The organism is Streptomyces sp. JJ36, assembly GCF_021696945.1.
Classification (GTDB): domain Bacteria; phylum Actinomycetota; class Actinomycetes; order Streptomycetales; family Streptomycetaceae; genus Streptomyces.
The window spans coordinates 1-22,153 of record NZ_JACYHE010000090.1 but is presented as its reverse complement, the minus strand read 5'-3'; the positions used below and the strand labels follow the sequence as shown (position 1 = coordinate 22,153).

The window sequence follows — 22,153 nt, the reverse complement described above, 5'->3', positions numbered from 1 at the left end:
TCCGGGCCGGCGGCGACGGGGCGGCCGCGCCGGGCGGGACGACGGCCGCGGAGGGCTCCGGCGCCGCCCCGGGGTCCTCGTCCAGTCCGGCGAAGCGCGACCCCCTGGGCCGCGACCGGCGCTTCCGTGCGGCGGCGGCCTCCGCGGAGGCCGCCGCCGCACGGACCGCGGTACGGGTGTGGAGGGCGGCGAGCCGTTCGCGGAGTGCATCGCTGCGTGCCGCGGTGCGGTCGCGGTAGTCCCGGGCCCAGGCGAGCTCGGTACGGAGCCCGGTGTCCCCGGGCGACCGCCGGACGGCGGCGGCCAGCGCGCTCACCCGCCGTTCCGCGTCGCCCCGCGCGACGCGCACCGCCTCCAGCCGGTCGTGCAGCGCGCTCTCCCCGTCCGGGGCGTCGTCGTGGGCGGCGACCCCGGCGGCGTAGCGGCCGAGGAGGTCGGCCTCGGCCAGACGGCGTGTCTCCTCCCCGTGGCGCAGCTCCACGTCCTCCAGCAGCGCGGCGATCACGTCCCACGGCGGGACGTCGCGGCCGGTGAGGCAGTCCCGCAGCCCCTCCGGGTCGCGGGCCAGGAAGGCGCCGTACCAGCCTTCGGCGGGGGCGAGCAGGTCCGTGAGCCGGCGGAGCCCGGCGGCGAGCGCCAGGACCTCCGGCGGTACGGCCCGCGGGGCGCGTTCCGGAGCGGGGCCCGGGGCCGTCCCCGGACCGGCTCGGTGCGGTGCTGCCATGCCCGCATTGCACACCCGGCATGTTTCGGGCCCTGTTACGGCGCCGCTACGACACGTTTTCGAAACCCGCACCGCCGCATCGATCGATTCCGGCCATGATCGACAACTGGCCGGGGGTGACCCGGCCGCCCCCGCCGTCGCGCCCGTCACGCAGGGCGAGCCGGTCCCGCAGCGCGGCCACGCTCCGTGCCCTATCCCCGCCCGAACCGGCCGGCGTGCGTCCCACACCTGCCTACTCGCCGGTATCCGACCGGTACCGGAACGCCTCCGCGCCGGGTGGCCGGATCGCGTCACCGCACCCCTTGTCCCGCGCTGACCTGCTGCGAGACGCTGACGCCGCTCCCCGTCCGGTACTCCGCAGCGGCACCACCGTGCCCGTGTCCGGCCGCCGGAGCACTCCCTGACGCCCCCTCACCGCGGCCGCCCCTCCCGGGCCGCCGCGGTGCGCGGGTTGTCCGAAAACCGGTCGATGAAGGGTCGAGTGCCTGTATGAAACCCACTGTCCGGCGGCTGGCGGCCGTCCTCCCCGCGGCGCTGCTCACGGCAGGACTCCCGCTCGCGGGCGGTCCGGCCGCCGCAGGTGACGGGGCGTCACCCGGGGGCGGCGTGCTCCGCCTCGCCCCCGAGGCCACCGCCGTGCCCGGAAGCTGGATCGTCGTCCTGCGGGAGGACGCCGAGAAGCCCGGCCGCGGCGGCGCCCTGGAACTCCTGGACACCGTGGGCGGCAGCCTCGGCCAGGTGTACGACAGCGCGCTGCCCGGATTCACCGCGGTCATGTCCGAGGAGCAGGCCCGCTCCCTCGCGGACGACCCGGCGGTCGCCTATGTCGAGCAGAACACCCGGATCACCACGCAGGACACCCAGGAGAGCCCGCCCTCCTGGGGCGTGGACCGGGTCGACCAGCGCGCCCTGCCGCTGGACGACCGCTACACCTACGACAGCACCGGGGCGGGGGTGACCGCCTACGTCATCGACACCGGAATCCGCACCTCGCACCAGGACTTCGGCGGCCGGGCCCGCAGCGGCTACGACTTCGTGGACGACGACGCCGTCGCGCAGGACTGCCACGGCCACGGCACCCATGTCGCCGGCACGATAGGCGGCACCGGCCACGGCGTCGCCAAGGGCGTCTCCCTGGTCGGGGTGCGGGTGCTGGACTGCGCGGGCTCCGGCACCACGGCCGACGTGATCGCCGGCGTGGACTGGGTGACCGAGAACGCCACCGGACCCGCCGTGGCCAACATGAGCCTCGGCGGCGGCGTCCAGCAGGCGCTGGACGACGCGGTGCGCCGTTCCATCGCCTCCGGCGTGACCTACGCGACGGCCGCGGGCAACGGAAACATCCTGGGCCTGCCGCAGAACGCGTGCCACACCAGCCCGGCCCGGGTCGAGGAGGCGCTCACCGTCGGGGCCACCGACGCGTCGGACCGCCGTGCCTCGTTCTCCAACTACGGTTCCTGCCTCGACCTGTTCGCGCCGGGCGTCGACATCGTCTCCGCCTCCGCCGGCGGTGACACCGCCACGGACACGCTCAGCGGCACCTCGATGGCGACGCCGCACGTCGCCGGCGGTGCGGCGCGGTACCTGTCGGAGCACCCCGGCGCCACACCCGCGCAGGTGCGGGACGCGGTCGTGGGGGACGCCACCGAGGGCGCCGTCGGCAACCCGGCCTACGGCTCGCCGAACCTGCTGCTGCACACGGGGTCCTGACGCCGCTGCCGCGGTCCCGGCCCCCGTGGTCCTCGCGGGTGCGCCCGGGCGGAGCGGTCAGGCCACCGAGCCGAGCCGCCCGCCCGGGGCGGGCCCGTCGTGGTGGATGGGGGTGTGCGCACCGGTGAGCGGAACCCCCGAGCCGCCCCGCCGGGCGGCGACGATCTCGGCGCCGATGGACAGCGCCGTCTCCTCCGGCGTACGGGCGCCCAGGTCGAGCCCGATCGGCGAGCGCAGCCGCGCCAGCTCCAGCTCGGTCAGGCCGGTCTCGCGCAGCCGGGCGAGCCGGTCCTCGTGGGTGCGGCGGGAGCCCATCGCGCCCACGTAGGCGACGGGCAGCCGCAGCGCCCGCTCCAGCAGCGGCACGTCGAACTTGGCGTCGTGGGTGAGCACGCAGATCACGGTGCGGCCGTCGGTCTCCGCCGACTCGAGGTAGCGGTGCGGCCACTCCACGACCACCTCGTCCGCCTCCGGGAAGCGGGCGGCCGTGGCGAACACCGGGCGGGCGTCGCAGACCGTGACCGTGTAGCCGAGGAACTTCCCCGTGCGCACCAGCGCCGCGGCGAAGTCGATGGCCCCGAAGACCAGCATCCGCGGCGGCGGGACGCTGGACTCCACCAGCAGCGTCACCGGCTGCCCGCACCTGCTGCCCCCGGCGCCGACGGTGACGGTGCCGGTACGCCCGGCGTCCAGCAGCGCGGCGGCCTCCGCGGCGGCGGTACGGTCCAGGGCGGCGGGGCCCCCGAGGCTGCCGGACCACGTCCCGTCGGCGCCGACCCGCAGGGCGTGCCCCGGCAGCCCGGCCGGTCCGTCGACGACCCGTGCGACGGCTCCGGTCTCCCCACGGGCGGCAGCGGCCAGGGCGGCGGCGTACGCCGGGCGCCAGGGGGCGTCCGTACGCACCGGGGTCACCAGGACGTCGATGACGCCTCCGCAGGTGAGCCCCACGGCGAAGGCGTCGTCGTCGCTGTAGCCGAAGCGCTCCAGGACGGGCGTGCCGTCCCGGAGCGCCTCCTGGCACAGCTCGTAGACCGCGCCCTCGACGCACCCGCCGGAGACGCTCCCGACGGCCGTACCGTCGTCGCCGACGGCGAGTGCGGCACCGGGCTGCCGGGGCGCGCTGCCGCTGACCGCGACCACGGTGGCGACGGCGAAGTCACGCCCCTGCTCGCACCAGTCATGCAGGGTGGCGGCGACATCCAGCATCGGGAGCTCCTCCAGCGGTGAGCGGTTCGGTGGCTACTTCACGCCGAGCCAGCCCTCGATCGGGCTGAGCGAGAAGTAGACGAGGAAGACGAGGGACAGCACCCACATCAGCCATCCGGGCTCGCGCCACCTTCCCTGTACCGCCTTGATGGCGACGTAGGCGATGACACCGGCCGCGATGCCCGCGGTGATGGAGTAGGTGAACGGCATCAGGACGGTGGTCAGGAAGACCGGTACGGAGGTCGCCGGGTCGTTCCAGTCGATGTGCTTGGCGTTGCTCAGCATCATCGAGCCGATGACGACCAGCGCGGCCGCCGCGACCTGGGTGGGGATGAGCTGGGCCAGCGGGGTGAAGAACAGGCACAGGGTGAAGCCGAGGCCGGTGATCACGCTGGCGAAGCCGGTGCGCGCGCCGTCGCCGACGCCGGCGGTGGACTCCACGAAGACGGTCTGGCCGGAGGCGCCGGCGAAGCCGCCGACCACGCCGCCCGCGCCGTCGATGGCGAGGGCCTTGTTGAGCCCGGGCATCCTGCCGTCCTTGTCGGCGAGGCCGGCCTGCTGGCCGATACCGATGATGGTGCCCATGGCGTCGAAGAAGCCGGCGAGGACCAGGGTGAAGACGATGACGCCGACGGTGATGGCCCCGACGTCGCCCATGCCGTCGAAGGAGACGATGCCGAGCAGGCCGAAGTCGGGCGCGGAGACGACGGAGCCGGTGATCTCCGGGGCGTTCAGCCCGCCCCAGTCCTTCACCGACAGCCCGGCGAACTGGTGCACGATCGCGGCGAGCACGGTCCCGCCCACGATGCCGATGAGGATGGCGCCCGGCACCCGGCGCACCTGGAGCAGGAAGATCAGCAGCACCGTGACGGAGAACATCAGCACCGGCCAGCCGGTGAGCTGGTCCTGGGTGCCGAGCTGGAGCGGCTTGGCGCCCGCGACGCCGCCGGGGCCGCCCATGCTGGTGACGAAGCCGGCCTGGACCAGCCCGATCAAGGCCACGAAGAGACCGATGCCCATGGTGATGGCGTGCTTCATGGCGAGCGGTATGGCGTTCATGATGAGTTCCCGCAGGCCGGTGACGACCAGCAGGATGATCATGGCGCCGTAGATGACGCACATGCCCATCGCGTTGCCCCAGGTCATCTCGGGCGCGACCTGGAAGGCGACCACCGCGGAGACACCGAGTCCGGCGGCGAGGGCGAGCGGCACGTTGCCGAGCACGCCCATGGCGAGGGTGGTGGCCGCGGCGGCGAAGGCGGTGGCGGTGGTGAGCTGCCCGGGGTCGAGCCGGGCTCCCGTGACATCCGGGACGGAGAGGATCACGGGGTTGAGGAGGACGATGTACGCCATGGCCATGAAGGTCGTGACGCCGCCGCGCACCTCCTGCGCCAGCGTGGATCCTCTGTCGGAGATGTGGAAGTACCGGTCGAGCCAGGACCGTCCTGCCGGGGGGCGCGAGCCGGTGCCCGCCGCCTCCGGCGAGGTCCTCGGCTCCACTTGCGACTGGGTCATGTTGTGCCTACTCCCAAGGTTCAAAGGGGCACCCGCCCGCACCGGGAGGTGCGGAATGCGGCGGGATTTGGGATCGCACGACGCGGGGGACGGCCCGAGACGCGTGGTGGCTCCCCGGGGGAAGCCGCGGGGTGGGGGGTGCGGCCGGAGCCGGGGCTCCGTACCTGGGTGACCGGGACTCCGCCCCCGCGGGGCGGAGTCCGGCCGGGCTCCGGACGGGGCGCGCGGGGTGACGTTCCCTGCGCCCCGCCCGGAGGGTTTGCTGCGGCCGCCCGGGGCGGCCGGAGTGGCGTCGGCGCGGCCGGGGCCGCACACGGAGGACCGCGCCCCGGGCCGGGTACCATCCGGGCCGCCAGGGGAACGACGCGGCCGTGCCCGGGGGACCTGCGCCCGGCAGAGCACGCGCCGCCGGTCCCCGGCCGGTGGGCAGGGCTCTGGCCCGTGCCCCTGCCGGGCCCCGGACGGGGCCCCGGCGGGGCCCGGCCGCCGCCGCACCGCCACGGCGCGTGGGCACCGTGAACGGGCCTCCGGCGGCATGTGCGGGCACTGTCATCACCACGTCCGGTCGGACCCGGCCGGTCAGGCCTACGTGCCTGTCAGGTGCTCGGGGCGTACCGGCACCCGGTTCAGGGCCAGCCCGGTGGCCTGGCGGATGGCGGAGAGCACCGCGGGCGTGGAGGAGAGCGTGGGCGCCTCCCCCGCTCCGCGGAGCCCGTACGGGGCGTGCTCGTCGGCCAGCTCCAGCACGTCGACCGGGATGGTCGGGGTGTCGAGGATGGTCGGGATCAGGTAGTCGGTGAAGGAGGGGTTGCGCACCCGCCCGTTCTCGTCCACCACGATCTCCTCCATGACGGCGAGCCCGAGGCCCTGGGTGGTGCCGCCCTGGATCTGCCCGACCACCGACTGCGGGTTGAGCGCCTTGCCGACGTCCTGGGCGCAGGCCAGCTCGATGACCTTGACCAGCCCGAGCTCGGTGTCGACCTCGACGACCGCCCGGTGCGCGGCGAAGGAGTACTGCACGTGCCCCTGGCCCTGCCCGGTCCTCAGGTCGAAGGCCTCCGTCGGCCGGTGCCGCCACTCGCTCTCGATGTCGACGGCCTGGTCCTCCAGCACGTCGGCCAGCGAGGCGAGCACCTCCCCGCCGTCGGTGACGACCTTGCCGCCCTCGAGCAGCAGCTCGGCGGTGGCCCAGGCCGGGTGGAAGGTGCCGAACCGGGCCCGGCCGATCTCCAGCACCTTCTCCCGGACCAGCTCGCAGGCGTTCTTCACCGCGCCGCCGGTGACGTAGGTCTGGCGGGAGGCGGAGGTGGAGCCGGCGGAGCCGACCTGGGTGTCGGCCGGGTGGATGGTGACCTGGGTGACGCCCAGCTCGGTGCGGGCGATCTGCGCGTGCACGGTGACGCCGCCCTGGCCGACCTCGGCCATCGCGGTGTGCACCATGGCGACCGGCTCCCCACCGACCACCTGCAGCCGGACCCGGGCGGTGGAGTAGTCGTCGAAGCCCTCGGAGAAGCCGACGTTCTTGATGCCCACCGCGTAGCCGACGCCGCGCACCACGCCCTCACCGTGGGTGGTGTTGGACAGTCCGCCGGGCAGCGCCCGCACGTCGATGCCGGTGCCGGAGCCCTCGGCCGACTCCCACTGCCGCTCCGGCGGCATCGGCATGGACTTCACCCGGCGCAGGATCTCGGCGACCGGGGCCGGGGAGTCGACCTCCTGCCCGGTCGGCATGAGGGTGCCCTGGGACATGGCGTTGCGCTGCCGGAACGCGACGGGGTCCATCTCCAGGGCGGCGGCCAGCTTGTCCATCTGGGCCTCGTAGGCGAAGCAGGCCTGCACCGCGCCGAAGCCGCGCATGGCACCGCAGGGCGGGTTGTTGGTGTAGAGCGCCACCGCCTCGATGTCGACGTCGTCCACCACGTACGGCCCGACGCTCAGCGAGGAGGCGTTGCCCACGACCGCCGGGGAGGCGGAGGCGTAGGCGCCGCCGTCCAGCACGATCCGGCAGGTCATGTGGGTGATCTTGCCGTCCCGGGTGGCGCCGTGCTCGTAGCGGAGCCGGGCCGGGTGCCGGTGGACGTGGCCGAAGAAGGACTCGAACCGGTTGTAGACGATCTTCACCGGCTTGCCGGTGCGCAGTGCCAGCAGGCAGGCGTGGATCTGCATCGACAGGTCCTCGCGGCCGCCGAAGGCGCCGCCGACCCCGGAGAGCGTCATCCGCACCTTCTCCTCGGGGAGACCGAGGACCGGGGCGATCTGGCGCAGGTCGGAGTGGAGCCACTGGGTGGCGACGTAGAGGTCCACGCCGCCGTCCTCGGCCGGCACCGCCAGACCGGACTCGGGGCCCAGGAAGGCCTGGTCCTGCATGCCGACCTCGTACTCGCCGGTGACGATCACGTCGGCGCGGGCCCGGGCCGCCGCGGCGTCGCCGCGGACGATGGGCTGCCGGTGCACGATGTTCGGGTGCGGGACATGGCCGGCGTGGTGGTCCTGCCGGTTCTCGTGCAGCAGCGGCGCGTCCTCGGCGAGGGCGCTCTCCTCGTCGTGCACCACGGGCAGCTCGCGGTACTCCACCTTGATCTTGGCGGCGGCCCGGCGGGCGGTCTCCGGGTGGTCCGCGGCGACGAGGGCGACCGGCTCGCCGTGGTGGCGCACCCGGCCGTGGGCGAGCACCGGGGTGTCGGAGATCTCCAGGCCGTACGTCGTGTTCCCGGTGGGCAGGTCCTCGTGGGTGAGAACGGCGTACACGCCGGCCTGCCGCAGCGCCTCACCGGTGTCGATGGAGACGATCTCCGCGTGCGCGTGCGGGCTGCGGAGCGTGAAGCCCCAGAGCATGTCCTCGTGCCACATGTCCGAGGAGTACGCGAACTCGCCGGTGACCTTGAGGGTGCCGTCCGGGCGCAGCGTGGACTCGCCGATCCCGCCCCGGGTCCGGCTGCCCTGGCTCAGGCTGGTGGGTGTGCGGGTGACTCCGCTCATGCTGCTCAGGCCCCCGTTCCTGCGGTCGTCTCGTCACCGCGCGCGGCCGCGAGGCGGACCGCGTCGAGGATCTTCTCGTAGCCGGTGCACCGGCAGAGGTTGCCGGAGAGCGCCTCGCGGATGTCGGCGTCGGTCGGCTGCGGGTTGCGCTCGATCAGCTCGTCGGCGGCGACCAGCAGGCCCGGGGTGCAGAAGCCGCACTGCACGGCGCCGGCGTCGATGAACGCCTGCTGGACCGGGGACAGGTCCTCCGTCCCGGCCGCGCGGGCGTCGCCGGGCCGGGCCTGCCAGCGCCTGGCCTCGTCCACGGAGGTGCCGGGGTCGCCGGAGGGGGCGGAGGCGCCGCAGGCGCCGGTGGCGCAGCCGGCGGCGCGCTGCCGGGCGAAGTCGGCGAGGCCCTCGACGGTGACCACGTCACGGCCCTCCACCTGGCCGGCCGCGACCAGGCAGGCGCAGACCGGGTCGCCGTCCAGACGGACGGTGCAGGAGCCGCATTCACCCTGCTCGCAGGCGTTCTTGGAGCCGGGCAGGCCCATCCGCTCGCGCAGCACGTACAGCAGGGACTCGCCCTCCCAGACGTCGTCGGCCTCGTACGGGCGGCCGTTCACGGTGAACTTCACGCGCACTGTGCGCCTCCTTCGGTGGTGCTGCCCGCGCGGTAGGACTCCCAGGTCCAGCCGAGCGTGCGGCGGGCCATCACGCCCACGGCGTGGCGGCGGTACTTCGCGCTGCCGCGCACGTCGTCGATCGGGTTGCAGGCGCCTGCGGCCAGTTCGGCGAACTGCCGGGCCACCGACGGGGTGAGGGGTCTGCCGTCGTCCCAGAAGCCGCCCTCCTCCAGGGCGGCGTTCAGGAAGTCCTCGGCCGCGCGGGCGCGGATCGGCGTGGGGGCGGCGGAGCCGATGCCGGTGCGGACCGTACGGGTCTCCGGGTGCAGGGCCAGGCCGAACGCGCACACCGCGATGACCATCGCGTTGCGGGTGCCGACCTTGGAGAACTGCTGCGGCCCGGCCGCCTTCTTGATGTGCACGGCGCGGATCAGTTCGTCCTCGGCGAGGGCGTTCCGCTTCACGCCGGTGAAGAAGTCCTCCACCGGGAGGAAACGGGTGCCCCGCACCGAGACGGCTTCCACCTCGGCGCCTGCGGCGAGCAGCGCGGGGTGCGAGTCGCCTGCGGGGGAGGCGGCGCCGAGGTTGCCGCCGACGCTGCCCCGGTTGCGGATCTGCGGTGAGCCGACCGTGTGGCCCGCGAGCGCCAGGCCGGGCAGCTCCGCGCGGAGGTGCTCGATGATGCGGGTGTACGGTACGGAGGCGCCGAGGCGTACGGTCTCCTCGCCGACCTCCCACTCGTGCAGCTCGGTGATGCGGTTCAGGTCGAGCAGGTACTCGGGCCGGCGGTGGTCGAAGTTGAGCTCGACCATGACGTCGGTTCCGCCCGCGATGGGCACAGCGGTCGGGTGCTCGGCCTTCGCGGCGAGCGCCTCCTCCCAGCCGGCGGGGCGCAGGAACTCCATGGGTGTCTTCTCTCGGGTCGCTCTGCGGCTGCGTGTTCCGGGACGGGGATCCGAAGCCGTTCATCTTCCGTTCACGAGGTGTGACCCAGTACACCGACGCGCCCACCGCCCGGTGCAGTCACCGAACACATGAACCGATTGGCTGCACGTGCACGGCGTCTTGTAGATTCGAACGAAAGCCGGACCTCGGTAAGCACACGGTGTTCGACCGATCACACATTGCACTCGTGCCACGCTCGGGACACCACGAACCACACTGCCCTCGCGCAGGGAACGGCGGCGACATCATGCGGCTGCGCGCACTCCTGGAGACGCCTTCACTGGGCCTCCGCCTGCTCGGCGGGGCGGAGGAGCTGGACCGTACGGTGCGCGGGGTCATGACCACCGACCTGCGCGACCCGAGCCGCTACCTCTCCGGCGGGGAACTGGTGCTCACCGGCCTGGCCTGGCGCCACTCCCCCGAGGACGCGGAGCCGTTCGTGCGCATCCTGGCCGGGGCCGGAGTCGCCGGGCTGGCCGCGGGCGAGGCGGAGCTCGGCTCCGTGCCGCAGGACCTGGTGGCGGCCTGTGACCGGCACCGGCTGCCGCTCTTCGCGGTGAACGAGGACGTCGCCTTCGCGACCGTCACCGAGTACGTGGTCCGGCAGGTCTCCACCGAGCGGGCCGGGGACCTGGCCGCGGTGGTGGACCGCCACCGCCGGCTGATGACGGCCGGCCCCGCCGGCGGCGGCCCGGACGCGGTGCTCGACCTGCTCGTCTCCGACCTGGACCTGCGGGCCTGGGTGCTCTCCCCCACCGGACGCCAGGTCGCCGGCTCCGGCGGCCCGGGGGCCGCCGCCGGCGAGGACTCCGGGCCCGCCGCGGCCACCGGACCCCGAGGAGACGGCGGGGCCGTGGCGGCCGGGGCCGCCGGCGGGGCCGTCACCGCGCCCGGGGCCGCGCTGCCCGCGACGGTGCGCACCCGGCTGGCCGGTGAGCATCTGGCCGCGCTGCGGAGCGGCCGCCGCGGCCCCCACCGGGCGACCGCCGAGGGGGCGACCTATGCGCTCCTCCCCATCCGCGGCAGCGCCCGCGACCCGCGCGAGACCGTGCTCTCCGACTGGCTGCTGGCGGTGGAGGCGGACCCGGGCGACTGGCCCGCGGAGCGCCTGGACCTGCTGCACGGGGTCACCCAGTTGATCGCGGTCGAGCGGGAGCAGCGGGACGCCGCGCGGATGGTGCGCCGGCGGCTCGCCCAGGAGGTGCTGGAGCTGGTGCAGACCGGGGCGGCCCCGTCCGAGATCGCGGCCCGGCTGCGGGTGGCCGCCCCCGTGCTGCTGCCGGACACCGGAGCCGCACCGCACTGGCAGGTCGTGGTGGCCGCGCTGGAGTGGGGAACGGCGGGTGCCGCGGACGGCGCCCCGGAGGGCGGGCCGGCCGCGCAGTCGCTGCTGGAGGAGGTGCTGGTGGACCCGGACACCACGGCGCCCGGAGCCGCCGACCGCATCGCCGTGGCGCACACCGGCGACGAAGCGGTGGCCCTGGTCCCGCTGCCCGCGGCCGGGGACGCCGAGACCCCGGAGGACGGCGCCGAGGAGGAGCTGGCGGCGGGCCCCCTGCTGGCGGCCGTACGCCCGCTGGAACGCGGCCTGGCCGAGGACGGGCGGCTCACACTGGGCGTCAGCGCGTCGGTGCACTCCGCGGAGGGCCTGCGCGGCGCCCTGGAAGAGGCGCGACACGCCCGGCGGGTCGCGGCGGCGCGCCGCGGGCGGGTGTGCGCGGCCGGGCACGAGGAGCTCGCCTCGCACGTGCTGCTGCTGCCCTTCGTGCCGGACGACGTACGCCGGGCCTTCACGGCCCGGCTGCTCGACCCGCTGCGCGAGTACGACCGGCGCCACCGGGCCGAGCTGGTGCCGACCCTGGACGCCTTCCTGTCGGCGGACGGCTCCTGGACGCGGTGCGCCTCCCGGCTGCATCTGCACGTCAACACCCTGCGGTACCGGGTCGGGCGGATCGAGCAACTGACGGGACGTGACCTGTCCCGGCTGGAGGACAAGCTCGACTTCTTCCTCGCCCTGCGCATGAGCTGACGCCCGGTCGCGCGCGTACCGGCCCCGGAGGTACGCCTCCGGACGGGTGCCGGGCCTCCCGGGCCGGGGGCGGGCCGCGCTGCGCCGTGCGAGGGACGCACACCACTTTCGGGCCAGCAACGGGCCTTCCAGGCGTACATGTGACGAACCATCTGCTTACGGTCGCCACAGAGCACCCCGCTCGGCGAACCGTCCGGAAGGAGTCACCATGTCCCAGCGACGCCTGGTGTGGACGGGCACCTGTATCGGAGGCGTCACGGCCGGCCTGCTGGTCGCGACCCTGGCCGGCCCCGGGGTGGACCTCGGTCCCGGCGGGGAACGGGAGGCCGCCCCGCCCGCCAGGAGCGGGGCGCCCGTCCCCGGGCCCGATCCCGGCCCGCCCCGGGCCGGCGACCCCGGGTGGCCCGGCACGCCGCCGCGCGGCCACCGGGCTCTCCGGCCCGGTGCGGAGGTGCCGTACGGTGCCTTCCTCGGGTCCGGGCCGGAGGGCGTCGCCCGGATGGCGGGCCTGGAGAGATGGCTGGGCGGCCGGGAGCCACGGGTCGGGCACACCTATCTGCCGGGCGACCTCTGGTCGAACATCGAGGGCCGGCCGGAGTTCCTGCGGCCGTGGGCGACCTGGCGCAAGGCCCGCGCCGACCGGTTGTTCGTGCTCAACGTGCCCATGCTGCCGCGGAACGAGGCGAACGTGCCCGACCAGCAGGTCGACCGGCTGCTCCAGGCGGGCGCCGCGGGCCGCTTCGACCACCACTTCCGACGGCTGGCCGAGCGGCTGGTGCGGCTCGGCGTGCCGGACACCATCCTCGTGCCCGGCTGGGAGATGAACGGGACCACCTACACCCACCGGTGCGCCCCGAACCCGGAGGCGTGGAGGACGTACTGGCGGCGCATCGTCCGCACCATGCGGGACGTCCCCGGCCAGCAGTTCCGCTTCGACTTCACCCCGGCCCGCGGCCGGGACGCCATCGGCTGGACCCGCTGCTATCCGGGCGACGACGTGGTGGACATCATCGGGATGGACTCCTACGACCAGCCGCCCGGGGAGACGTTCCGGGACCAGGTCGAGCAGCCGTTCGGCCTCCGGCACCACGTGAACTTCGCCAAGGCGCACGGCAAGCCCGTCTCCTACCCGGAGTGGGGGCTGTTCCGCAGCGGCGACAACCCGGACTACATGCGCTCCATGCTGCGCTGGTTCCGTAAGCACCGGCCGGTCTACCAGACCATCACCGACTACTGCCCGCACGGCGTCTGGCAGTGCGACGGCAACCCGCGGGCGGCCGCGATCTTCCGCTCCGCCATGGACCGGCCGGAGCGCCCGGCGCCGAAGCCGACGCCCCCACCGTCCGTACGGCCCACGCCACCCGTGCAGCCCACGCCGGAGAAGCCGTCCTGGCGGCCGCGTCCGTTCGGCTTCTGCCTGGACCTCGGCGACTGGCTGCGGAAGCTGCTCGGCTCCGGCCCGATCTGCTTCGGGGAGGGCGCCGCCCGGCCGCCGGAGATCGGGGACGACTGACCCCGGGCCCGGAGCCGGGATGTGCGCCCCGGCTCCGGGCCCGGCCCGCCGACCGGTCCGCCGACCGGTTTGTGCCTACCGCGCGAACCGGCCGGTCCGCCCGGACCGCGCCGTCTGCCCGCCCTTCCCGCACGGGGCGGGCGGGCAGACGGCGCCTGACCCGCCGGGGGCGGGCCCGTCCGGGTCAGCCGCGGCCCGGCGCGAACCGTCGGCAGCGCTCCCGCAGCCGGGCGTGCACGGCGGGCAGTCCGGGAGCCCGGTCCCGCACGGTGCCGGCCAGCCGGGTACGGACGGCCCGCTGGGCGGCGTACGCGCGCAGCACCGGCGCCAACTCGGTGCGCGCCAGCAGCAGCCGCTGGTTGACGACCTCCACCGGGCGCCAGTGGCGCTTGTAGGGCTCCGTGCCGCGCAGCATGCTCAGCACGCCGCGGCCGGTGTCCGCGGCGTACCGGGCGTCGTGCCGCAGCAGCATCGTGGTGATGTCGGCCTTGGCGCGCAGCTCCGGGTGGGCGCCGTAGAGGTAGCCGCCCGACAGCCCGGCCGACATGAGAGTGACGTCCGCGGCCAGCACCTCGCCGTCCAGCAGGTACTCGGTCAGCAGCGCGTTCCCCGTCCGGGCCATCTCCGCGGCGGCCCGTACCAGGTGGTCGCGGAACCGCGGCCGCAGGTGCTCCGGTGTCACCCCGCGGCCCTGCCACTGCAGTCCGTGCAGCCGCAGCAGGGTGTCCACCGCCGCCGGCACCTCCTCCGGAGGGACACTGCGGTGCTCGATCCCCAGCGCGTCCAGCTTGCGCAGCTTGCCCCGGGTACGGCGGGCGCTGGGCTTCGGCATGCGTTCGAGCAGGTCCTCGAGGGGTGCGCACGGCAGTTCGAGGCACACGGAGTCGGGGTTCCGCAGCCGGGCGCCCGGCCACCGCTCGTGAAGGAGCTCGGCCATGCCCCCCGGCCGTACCTCGCGCAGGTCGACCAGGGCACCACGGGCGGCCCGGAGCAGCCCCTCGGTCAGCGCCCGGAGCACCCGGTCCTGCTGCGTGGAGTCCACCAGCACGTCGCAGAAATCCGAGATGTCGCCACCGAGCGGCACCAGCACCGGGTACGGGCGGTGCACCAGCATCAGCGGTGCGGCACCGACCAGGGCGTCACCCTCCCGGACCAGCACCAGCCGCAGCCGCCCGGGGGTGCCGTACGACAGCCACCAGGAGTGCAGCCAGGCGTGGTGCTGGAAGGGGGTGGCGGCGGGGCAGCGTGCGTAGAGGGCGTTCCAGTCGGCGGCCAGCGCGTCGAAGGCCGCCGGGTCGCGGCAGAGCGTCACGGTCAGACGGCCCGGTCCGGAGCCGCCGTTGCGCGGCCCCGCAACGGCGGTGCGCCGCGGCGCCGGGCGGACGTCGAGTTGCTCGGTCATCGGCTCCCCTCCTCCGCGCGCTCGGCGCCGTCCGCCGCCGCGGGCTTCGCCGCGCCGGTGGTGGACCGGGTGCGCCGGGTGCTCTTGGCCCGCGTGGTACCGCCGGAACGCGCCGGCTTCGCGGACTCCGCCGTCTTGGCGGCCTTTCCCGTCTTCCGGGTCCTGGTGGTCTTCGCGGGCTTCTCCGAACGGGTTCCGGCCTCTTGCTCCGCGGTGTCCCGCGCGGCGGCCCGGGAGGGTTCACCGGGTTCCGCGGCGGCGCTGCGCCCGGACGCCGCACTACCGGCCGACTTCCGGGATGCGGCGGCCCGGGAGGGCTCCGCGGCGGCGCTGCGCCCGGACGCCGCACTACCGGCCGGCTTCCGGGACGCGGCGGACGATGCGGACTGCGCGGACTGCGCGGAGGATGTCCGGGCGGACGTCGTGGCCCGGGCGGAGGCGGCAGGCCGCGCGGAGGACGTGGCGTCCGGCTGCTTCGGGGCGGCCGGCCCCGCACCGCCGGCCGGTCTCCGGTCGGGTTGCCGCGCCGTGGTTCCTGCCGTCTCACCGGTCCCGGTCTCCGCCGCGGGCTCCTCGTTCCCGGCTGTGCCGGCTTCCGGCCCGGCACCGGGAACGGCGGCCACCTGACCGGGACCGAACCCGGCGGGGTCCGTCCCGGCGGCGAACAGGACGGGGCCGAGCCCGGGGGTGGACCCGGCGGCCGCGGACGGGGTGTCCGGGCCGCCCGCGGACGTGCCGGCGGCCGCAGCGCCTCCCGAAGCGCCCCGGCCGCCCATGGCACCGGACGCCGGGGAACCGTTTCCGGCGCCCGGCGCTCCCGAGGCACGGGACCGCGACGCGGCACCGGCCGCGCGGGAGGCCGACTGCGCGTCCGGGGCGTTGGCCCCCGGCCCCGCACGGCCGGTAGCGGAAGCCGAGCCCGCGCTCGGGGCCTGCGACCCCTCCCCGGCGCGGGACGCACCCGCACCCGCCCCCGGCGCACGGGAGCCAGAGACCGCTCCCGGCGCGCCCGCACCCGAAGCGGCGCGGGTCGTACCGGAAACCGTCCCGGACGACCGGGAAGCCGACCCGGCACCCGGCACCTCCGCTCCCGCTCCGCCGTCCGGCGCAACGGAACCCGAGCCCGAGCCCGGCACACCCGCCCCCGAAGCGGCGCCCGGCGCCGGCGCCCCGGACGAGGCTGAGGCTCCGGAGACAGCGGCCCCCGGCACACCGTGGCCCGGACCCGACGCGGCGGGCCCCGGCCCGGCGCCGGAGGCACCGGCCACCGGTGCGGGCGCCCCGGAGCCGGCGTCCTGTCCGGCCCCGGGCGCGCCGGAGTCCGGCGCCGCCTCCGGTGTGCCCGCCCCGGCTCCCGCGGCGGACCCACGGGAGCCCGACGCCGTGTCAGGCGCGTCGGGCCCCGCAGCCGCACCCGGTGCACGCGAGGCGGGCCCGCCGACCGACGTGGGGGACCCCGCCCCCGTGCCGGGGACACCCGGGCCCGGAGCCTTCACGCCCGGCGCGGCGGACGCGCCGCTCGTCCCGGCCGGCTCGCCCGCCGGGACGCCGGGCTCCCTGCCCGGCCGCGGCACGGCGGCCGCGAGCGGTTCGCCGGTGCCGGGCACGGAGGCGGACTCGGCGGACTCGGCGGCCGCACGACCCTCGCGGCGCGGCCGGACGAAGAGCAGCAGGCCGCCCGCCAGCCCGCCCGCGGAGCCGCCGACGGCGGCGGACAACCCGGCTCCGGCCGAGCTGGGTGCGTCGGGCGTCCGGGCGGAGGAGAAAACGCTGAGCCGGACGCCGGTGGCCTTCGCGGAGCCGTTGGCGATGTCGGCCAGGCTGTTGGCGACGGCGTTGGCGACGGTGGCCGCCTGGGTGGCGCGCGTCCCGCTGCCGGTGATCTCGATGAGCGGCGCGTCGGGCGAGGTCGCCGCCTGCACCCCGCTCTCCAGGGCCGCCAGGTCGAGCCCGGCACGGGGCTGGGCCCGGTGCAGCACCGCGCTGCCGGTGGCGATCCGTCCGTACGCCTGGGCGAAGCCCAGCGCCGTCATGGGGTCCGCGCCGTCCCGGGGCAACACCGCGACGTAGCTGGTGGCGCTGTACTGCGGGGTGCGCAGCAGCCCGTACGCCCCGCCGATCAGCACCCCGAGCAGTGCGCAGGCGGCCACCGGCCACCAGCGCGGCAGCCGGGACGGCGGCGGCAGCGCCGCGAGGCCCCGGCGCAGCGGGTGCGGGGCGTGCGGCGGGGTGGCGGGCCGCGCCCGCGGCGGACTGCCGGAGGGTGGGGCGGCGGACTGCTCGGCCGTGACGGTCTCCGTCATGGCGGTCACCTCTTCGTCGTCGTCGGCGGTGCGGTGTGCGGAGTGGGGAGGTCGGGGCGGTGCGCCGGCCCGTGGGCCGGCGCGGGTGCCGGGGGGTGCGGGGCGCCGCGGGCGCCCGGCCGTCCGGCGAGCAGCCGGTAGAGCTCCTGGAGGCGCGCGGCGCTGCGGGCGATGTCGTAGCGGCCCACCACCGAGGGGACCGGGAGGCGCGGGGTGCCGCCCGCGAGGTGGACCCGCAGGGCAGCCGTGAGTGCGGCGGTGCCGGGGGCGACACGGACGGCGCCCGGTGCGGCGGACCGCGGCATCTCCTCGACCGCGGGGCACGTGACGTACAGCACCGGCAGCCCGGCGGCCAGCGCCTCCAGGACGGAGAGCCCGAACGCCTCCTCGGTGGAAGGGGAGACGCACAGGTCCATGGCGGCCAGCAGCCCGGGCAGCGCGGGACGCCCGTCGGGCCCGGTGCCGGGTGCCCCCGCGACCGCTCCGGCGCACTCCCCCGTCAGGTGCAGCCGGCCTGCCATGCCCAGCTCCTCCGCGAGCCGCGCCAGCCGCGGGCGCTCGGGGCCGTCCCCGACCAGCAGCAGCCGGATGCCGGGGAGGGCGGCGCAGGCACGCAGCAGGGTGTCGAACCGTTTGCCGGGCACCAGCCGCCCGACGCCGCCGACGACGGTGGCGTCCGCGGGCAGCCCGAGGCGAGCGCGGGTGGCGGCGCGTACGGCCGGGTCGTGGCGGAGCGCGGCGGCGTCGATGCCGTTGGGCACCAGGTGGATGCGGTGCGCCGGGACGCCCCAGGCGCGCAGCCGCTCGGCCACGGTGGAGGACACGGCGACGGTGGCCGAGCCGAGGCGTTCGGTGGCGAGGTAGAGGGCGCGGACACCCGGGGTGAGCGGGCGGCCCTCGATCGCGGCCCGCCCCAGCGAGTGCTCGGTGGCCAGCACCGTCCGCACGCCGGCGAGCCGCGCGGCGAGGCGGCCGTAGACGCAGGCCCGGTAGAGGTGGGTGTGGACCACGTCGTAGCGGCCGCCGCGGAGGAGCCGCACCAGCCGCGGCAGCGCGGTCAGGTCCCGGTTGCCGCGCATGCCGAGGCAGCGGACCCGGCCGCCGTCGGCGCGGATGCCGTCGGCGACGGCGCCGGGGTTGGTGAGGGTCACCACGTCGCCGGTCCCGGGAAGGTGACGGAGCAGCAGGCGGAGCTGCTGCTCGGCGCCGCCGGCACCGAGCCCGGTGATGAGATGCAGGACCCTCACCGGGCGCCTCCGTCCGGCAGCGGGTGCGGCAGCGGCGGCCGGCGCAGCGGGTGCAGCAGCCGCTTGAGGTGCAGCCGCCAGGCGGTGTCCCGCTCTCCCACGTGGACCCGGGGCAGGGCGTACGGCCCGGTCACGGGCCCGGGGTCGATGGCGCAGGCCCAGCGGTAGCCCGCCCGGCGTACGGCGTCCGCGGCCCGGGCGTCGACGGCGCCGTACGGGTAGCAGAAGCCGTCCGGGGGCGTGCCGGTGATCTGGGCCAGCAGCGTGCGCGCGTGCCGGGTCTCCTCCTCCAGCGCCGGGCCGTCGGCCGTGGTGAGGTCGCGGTGCAGCAGTCCGTGGCAGCCGATCTCCATGCCCGCTCCGGCGACCGCGAGCACGCCCTCGGCGGTGAGCAGCGGCTTGCGGGGGCCGAGCGGGTCCCAGTCGTTGCGCCCGCCGAGCCGGCCGGGCAGCACGAAGACGGTGGCGGTGCAGCCGTGCCTGTGGAGCACCGGGACGGCTGCGTCCAGGAAGTCCTGGTAGCCGTCGTCGAAGCTCAGCCCGACGAGCCCCGTGCCGCGCCCGGCGGCCCGTTCCCGCAGCAGCTCTCCGATGCCGGCGCCGCGCAGTCCGCGGGCCCGGAGCCAGCGGAGCTGGCGGTCCAGTCGCCCGGGGCTGACCGTGACCCGGTAGGGGTCGTCGGCGGTCCCGGCGGCGGGGCCCACGGAGTGGTACATGAGCAGCATCGGTTCCGTACCGCGCCGCCGGGGCGGGGCGGCCGGGGCCCCCCGCGCGGGGGACGCCGGGGCGGGCACGGCCCCGGGCGGCGAGCCGGAGCGGGCACCGGGCGGCTGGACGGGGGGTGCGCCGGCCGGGGGGACGGGTGGTGCCGCGGCCGGGGTTCCGGGGCGGTCAGCGGTCATGGCGGAGCCTCCGATCGAGGGTGGACAGAAGCCGCGGCACCTCGGGAGCGCCGGTGGCGAACGCCGTGGCGCAGAAGGCCGCGACGACCACCAGCCCGCCCACGGCGGCGCCGGCCAGGGGCGGCCCGCAGAGCGGAGCGACGGCCCAGCCCGCCGCGGTGGCCCCGGCCGCCGCCAGTACCAGCCGGGCCAGCCCGGTGGCCACCCGGCGCAGTTCGACACCGACCGTGGGCAGCCGTCCGGCCCGGGCGCCGGTTCCGCGCAGCAGCAGCGCCGCCGTCACGGAGATGCCCAGCGCGTTGGCCGCGGCGATGCCGTGCACGCCCCACGGCCCGGCGAGCGCGGCGCCGGCGACGACGGTGGTGAGCAGACCGGCGGCCATGGTGGCGGCGGGGTACCAGGTGGGCCGGCCGGTGGAGAAGTACGGGCGGACCAGGGCGCCGACCATGCTGTGCCCGAGCAGGCCGAGGGCGTAGACACGCATGACGGAGGCCGTGGCGGCGGTGTCCCCGGCGCCGAAGGCCCCGCGCTGGAAGAGGACGGCGATGATCTGGGGGGCGCAGGCGGCGACGTAGGCGGCGCCCAGCAGCACCACCAGGGCGGCACCCGCCAGGTCGCGCTCCACCCGGCGCCGGGCCTGCTCCTCCTCGCCCTCGGCGACCGCGCGGGCGACCAGCGGGAAGGTGACGGTGCAGATCATGAGCGAGAGCACCATCGGGATCTGCGCGACCTTCTGCGCGTAGTTGAGGTGGGAGATGGCGCCGGCCGGCAGCGAGGAGGCGAGGAAGCGCTCGACGAGGACCTGGGACTGCCGGCTGAGTGTGAAGAGCGCCACCGGCAGCAGCACGGTGGCCAGCGGCAGCGCGGCCGTACGGGCGGCCCGCCGGGCCTGCCGGGTGACGGTCCGGCCCCCCGGCGCGGGGCCGGGGAACGCGTCCGGGCCCGGGGCGCCGCCGGGGGACAGGGCGGTGGCGTGCCTCCGGGAGCCGCGCGGTGCGGAACGCGGGGGCAGCCGGCGCAGGAACGCCGGGAGCTGGAGCAGCACCATGAGGAACCCGCCCAGCGCGACGCCCGCCGCGGCCGCCCGTACGCCCCACAGGTCGTGCAGGGCGAGCACTGTGGCGACGATGCCCAGGTTGTAGACGACGTAGATGGCGGCCGGCGTCACGAACCGCCGGTGGGCGCGGAGGGCGGCGCTGAGGTAACCCGCGACGCCGAAGGTCAGCAGGCTGACGGCGGTCAGCCGGGTGCAGTCGACGGCGATGCCGGGCTCCGGCAGTCCGGGGGCGAGGACCCGCACCAGGAACGGCGCGCCCGCCAGCAGCAGCCCGGAGCAGCAGGCGAGGCCGAGCAGCAGCCGCGGGAAGGTGGCGGAGAGCAGCTCGCGTACGGGGTCCGGCGGAGGCGCCCCGTCCCCGGCCGGCCCGGTCCTGGCGGCGCGCCGGGAGAGGGCCAGGCTGAAGGCCGGGATGAGCACCAGCGCCATGGCGTCCTCGATGAGGAGGGTGGCGGCGATCTCCGGGACCGTCCAGGAGACCAGGAAGGCGTCGGTGGCGGGCCCCGCGCCGTAGAGGTGGGCGATGGTCTGGTCCCGGACCAGGCCCAGCACCGCGCCGGCCACGGTCAGCGCGGCGGTCGCGGCCGCCGCGCGGGCGATGAACCGGCCCTGCGCCGGTGCGCGCGCCGCCTCCTCGCTCTGCCGGCTGGTCAGCTCGGTCATGGGCGGCCGTCCCCGGGCTCCGTCCCGGTCGCGGCGGGCGCGAGGGCCCACCATGCGGCCAGTCCGAACAGCACCGCGGTGAGCACGGTGGAGGGCCCCCCGATGTCCGCGTAGAGGAAGTCGGTGAGCTGCCACACCAGCAGTCCGGCCGCGACGAGCCCGCAGTCGGCGCCGCGGCGTACGGGGGACCGGCGGGTGCCGCGGAGCCGGGCCAGTGCCGCGGCCAGCAGCGCGACCCACCCGCCGGCCAGCAGCACCAGGCCGGTGAGGCCCTGTTCGCCCAGCACCAGCAGGTACATGTTGTGCGGGGAGAGCAGCGGCTCCCGCCGGAACGCCTCTCCGGCGCCGGCGGTGTCGCTGCCGGAGGAGAGGCCCAGCGAGGCGTGGCTGTCCCGGTACGCGGGGAAGCCCTTGAGACCCACCCCCGCCACCGGGTCCTCCCGCCACATGCCGGCCGCGGCGCTCCAGAGCGCGTACCGGTCGGTGACCGACCGGTCCGGGGCGTCGGTCACGTCGGTGATGCTGCCGAGCCGCTCCGCGAGCATGTCGCCGCCCACCCCGGCGCCGCCGACCAGCACCACGGCGGCGGCGGACAGGACGCCCAGCGCCCGCAGCGCGGTACGGGCGCCGGCCAGGCAGACCATCACCAGCGCCGCCGCACCGGTGGCGATCCACGCGCCCCGGCTGAACGAGACGGCGAGCGGCACCAGGAGGAGCGCGGCACAGCCGAAAGCCGCCGCCCGGATGCGGGGGGCCGCTCCGGCGGGCGGCGCGAGCCCGGTGCCGAGGGCGATCAGCAGGCCGTAGGAGACCACGGTCGACATGCCCATCACGTCGGCCGGGCCGAAGGTGCCGACCGCGCGCACGGTCTGGCCCATGTAGGAGGCGCCGGTGCCGGTGAGGTACTGCCACACCCCGAACGCGCCCTGTGCGAGCGCGAGCAGCACGATCCCGGCGGCCACGGTGCGGAAGTCGCGCCGGCGGCGCAGCAGGAGCAGCACGGCGACCGGGACGAGGACGAAGACCTGGAGGTACCGCACGAACCCGAGCACCGCCTCGCCGGGCTCCGGAGCGGTGACCGTGGCGACGGCGAACGCCACCGCGGGGGCGGCGAAGAGCAGCGCGGCACGGCGGGTGAGCGGCCGTCGGCGGGTGCGCAGCAGGGTGGCGACGCACCAGGCCACCAGCAGCGCGGAGGCCGCGTCCGCGACGGTGACGCGGGTGTCCGCGCCCCCTCCGGCGCCGGCCGGGACGCAGAGCAGCAGCACCAGGGCCACCACGGGCAGCGCCGGGCCGGCCCGGGCCAGCCGGGCGGGCAGCGTCGCGGCCCGTGGGCGGTGCGGCGCGGCC

Annotated in this window: 15 protein-coding genes and 1 pseudogene; 3 read left to right on the top strand and 13 right to left on the bottom strand. The window is 76.4% G+C overall.

The window, feature by feature from the left end; all coding sequences use genetic code 11:
* Together HOY81_RS24235 and HOY81_RS27515 are read right to left on the bottom strand one after the other, a co-directional pair.
* Positions 1-724 (bottom strand): annotated as a pseudogene (locus HOY81_RS24235) (hypothetical protein); the annotation flags it as partial.
* Between the two features lie 46 nt (positions 725-770).
* On the bottom strand, positions 771-905 hold the full coding sequence (locus tag HOY81_RS27515) for a hypothetical protein (protein WP_272893240.1): 135 nt from the start codon (positions 903-905) through the stop codon (positions 771-773).
* Positions 906-1,213: 308 nt separating this feature from the next.
* Here HOY81_RS27515 and HOY81_RS24230 point away from each other — a divergent pair, with 308 nt between their 5' ends.
* Complete coding sequence (locus HOY81_RS24230) at positions 1,214-2,434, top strand: S8 family peptidase (RefSeq protein WP_237322823.1); 1,221 nt, start codon at positions 1,214-1,216, stop codon at positions 2,432-2,434.
* A 57-nt stretch (positions 2,435-2,491) separates the two neighbouring features.
* On the opposite strand, the gene HOY81_RS24225 is transcribed toward HOY81_RS24230, so the two are convergent.
* From HOY81_RS24225 to HOY81_RS24205, 5 genes are all read right to left on the bottom strand, one after another.
* Positions 2,492-3,640, bottom strand: a complete 1,149-nt coding sequence (locus HOY81_RS24225; protein WP_237322822.1) for an XdhC family protein — start codon at positions 3,638-3,640, stop codon at positions 2,492-2,494.
* A 33-nt stretch (positions 3,641-3,673) separates the two neighbouring features.
* Positions 3,674-5,155 (bottom strand): NCS2 family permease, encoded by a 1,482-nt coding sequence (locus HOY81_RS24220; RefSeq protein WP_237322821.1) that lies wholly within the window; start codon positions 5,153-5,155, stop codon positions 3,674-3,676.
* 585 nt (positions 5,156-5,740) lie between these two features.
* Positions 5,741-8,134: a xanthine dehydrogenase subunit D gene (gene pucD, locus HOY81_RS24215; RefSeq protein WP_237322820.1), complete on the bottom strand. Its 2,394-nt coding sequence runs from the start codon at positions 8,132-8,134 to the stop codon at positions 5,741-5,743.
* Positions 8,135-8,139: 5 nt separating this feature from the next.
* Positions 8,140-8,760, bottom strand: a complete 621-nt coding sequence (locus HOY81_RS24210) for a (2Fe-2S)-binding protein (protein ID WP_237322819.1) — start codon at positions 8,758-8,760, stop codon at positions 8,140-8,142.
* Positions 8,751-9,647, bottom strand: a complete 897-nt coding sequence (locus HOY81_RS24205; RefSeq protein WP_237322818.1) for a xanthine dehydrogenase family protein subunit M — start codon at positions 9,645-9,647, stop codon at positions 8,751-8,753. Before HOY81_RS24205 ends, HOY81_RS24210 begins: the two co-directional genes overlap by 10 nt.
* A gap of 287 nt (positions 9,648-9,934) precedes the next feature.
* Here HOY81_RS24205 and HOY81_RS24200 point away from each other — a divergent pair, with 287 nt between their 5' ends.
* Positions 9,935-11,716: a PucR family transcriptional regulator ligand-binding domain-containing protein gene (locus tag HOY81_RS24200; protein ID WP_237322817.1), complete on the top strand. Its 1,782-nt coding sequence runs from the start codon at positions 9,935-9,937 to the stop codon at positions 11,714-11,716.
* A 208-nt stretch (positions 11,717-11,924) separates the two neighbouring features.
* On the top strand, positions 11,925-13,229 hold the full coding sequence (locus HOY81_RS24195) for a glycoside hydrolase family 26 protein (protein WP_237322816.1): 1,305 nt from the start codon (positions 11,925-11,927) through the stop codon (positions 13,227-13,229).
* A 184-nt stretch (positions 13,230-13,413) separates the two neighbouring features.
* On the opposite strand, the gene HOY81_RS24190 is transcribed toward HOY81_RS24195, so the two are convergent.
* The 6 genes from HOY81_RS24190 to HOY81_RS24165 all read right to left on the bottom strand — a co-directional run bounded on the left by HOY81_RS24190 (position 13,414) and on the right by HOY81_RS24165 (position 22,122).
* Positions 13,414-14,631, bottom strand: coding sequence for a GNAT family N-acetyltransferase (locus HOY81_RS24190; RefSeq protein WP_237322815.1), 1,218 nt, complete (start codon positions 14,629-14,631; stop codon positions 13,414-13,416).
* Positions 14,628-16,934 carry a hypothetical protein gene (locus HOY81_RS24185; protein ID WP_237322814.1) on the bottom strand — a complete coding sequence of 769 codons (2,307 nt, stop codon included), beginning with the start codon at positions 16,932-16,934 and terminating at the stop codon, positions 14,628-14,630. Before HOY81_RS24185 ends, HOY81_RS24190 begins: the two co-directional genes overlap by 4 nt.
* 5 nt (positions 16,935-16,939) lie before the next feature.
* Positions 16,940-18,181, bottom strand: coding sequence for a glycosyltransferase (locus HOY81_RS24180; protein ID WP_237322813.1), 1,242 nt, complete (start codon positions 18,179-18,181; stop codon positions 16,940-16,942).
* Positions 18,178-18,897 carry a polysaccharide deacetylase family protein gene (locus HOY81_RS24175; RefSeq protein ID WP_306423537.1) on the bottom strand — a complete coding sequence of 240 codons (720 nt, stop codon included), beginning with the start codon at positions 18,895-18,897 and terminating at the stop codon, positions 18,178-18,180. The genes HOY81_RS24180 and HOY81_RS24175 overlap by 4 nt, the downstream gene beginning before the upstream one ends.
* A gap of 175 nt (positions 18,898-19,072) precedes the next feature.
* Complete coding sequence (locus HOY81_RS24170) at positions 19,073-20,803, bottom strand: lipid II flippase MurJ (RefSeq protein WP_237322811.1); 1,731 nt, start codon at positions 20,801-20,803, stop codon at positions 19,073-19,075.
* The gene (locus HOY81_RS24165; protein WP_237322824.1) at positions 20,800-22,122 is read right to left on the bottom strand and encodes an O-antigen ligase; all 1,323 of its coding nucleotides are present in this window, start codon (positions 22,120-22,122) and stop codon (positions 20,800-20,802) included. The genes HOY81_RS24170 and HOY81_RS24165 overlap by 4 nt, the downstream gene beginning before the upstream one ends.
* Positions 22,123-22,153 lie beyond the last annotated feature (31 nt).

What these genes read in the sequence shown, in the direction of transcription:
- HOY81_RS24230 (WP_237322823.1), top strand. Translation starts at nt 1,214, where the DNA reads ATGAAACCCACTGTCCGGCGGCTGGCGGCCGTCCTCCCCGCGGCGCTG.
- HOY81_RS24225 (WP_237322822.1), bottom strand. Translation starts at nt 3,640, where the DNA reads ATGCTGGATGTCGCCGCCACCCTGCATGACTGGTGCGAGCAGGGGCGT.
- HOY81_RS24220 (WP_237322821.1), bottom strand. Translation starts at nt 5,155, where the DNA reads ATGACCCAGTCGCAAGTGGAGCCGAGGACCTCGCCGGAGGCGGCGGGC.
- pucD (WP_237322820.1), bottom strand. Translation starts at nt 8,134, where the DNA reads ATGAGCGGAGTCACCCGCACACCCACCAGCCTGAGCCAGGGCAGCCGG.
- HOY81_RS24205 (WP_237322818.1), bottom strand. Translation starts at nt 9,647, where the DNA reads ATGGAGTTCCTGCGCCCCGCCGGCTGGGAGGAGGCGCTCGCCGCGAAG.
- HOY81_RS24200 (WP_237322817.1), top strand. Translation starts at nt 9,935, where the DNA reads ATGCGGCTGCGCGCACTCCTGGAGACGCCTTCACTGGGCCTCCGCCTG.
- HOY81_RS24195 (WP_237322816.1), top strand. Translation starts at nt 11,925, where the DNA reads ATGTCCCAGCGACGCCTGGTGTGGACGGGCACCTGTATCGGAGGCGTC.
- HOY81_RS24190 (WP_237322815.1), bottom strand. Translation starts at nt 14,631, where the DNA reads ATGACCGAGCAACTCGACGTCCGCCCGGCGCCGCGGCGCACCGCCGTT.
- HOY81_RS24185 (WP_237322814.1), bottom strand. Translation starts at nt 16,934, where the DNA reads ATGACGGAGACCGTCACGGCCGAGCAGTCCGCCGCCCCACCCTCCGGC.
- HOY81_RS24175 (WP_306423537.1), bottom strand. Translation starts at nt 18,897, where the DNA reads ATGTACCACTCCGTGGGCCCCGCCGCCGGGACCGCCGACGACCCCTAC.
- HOY81_RS24170 (WP_237322811.1), bottom strand. Translation starts at nt 20,803, where the DNA reads ATGACCGAGCTGACCAGCCGGCAGAGCGAGGAGGCGGCGCGCGCACCG.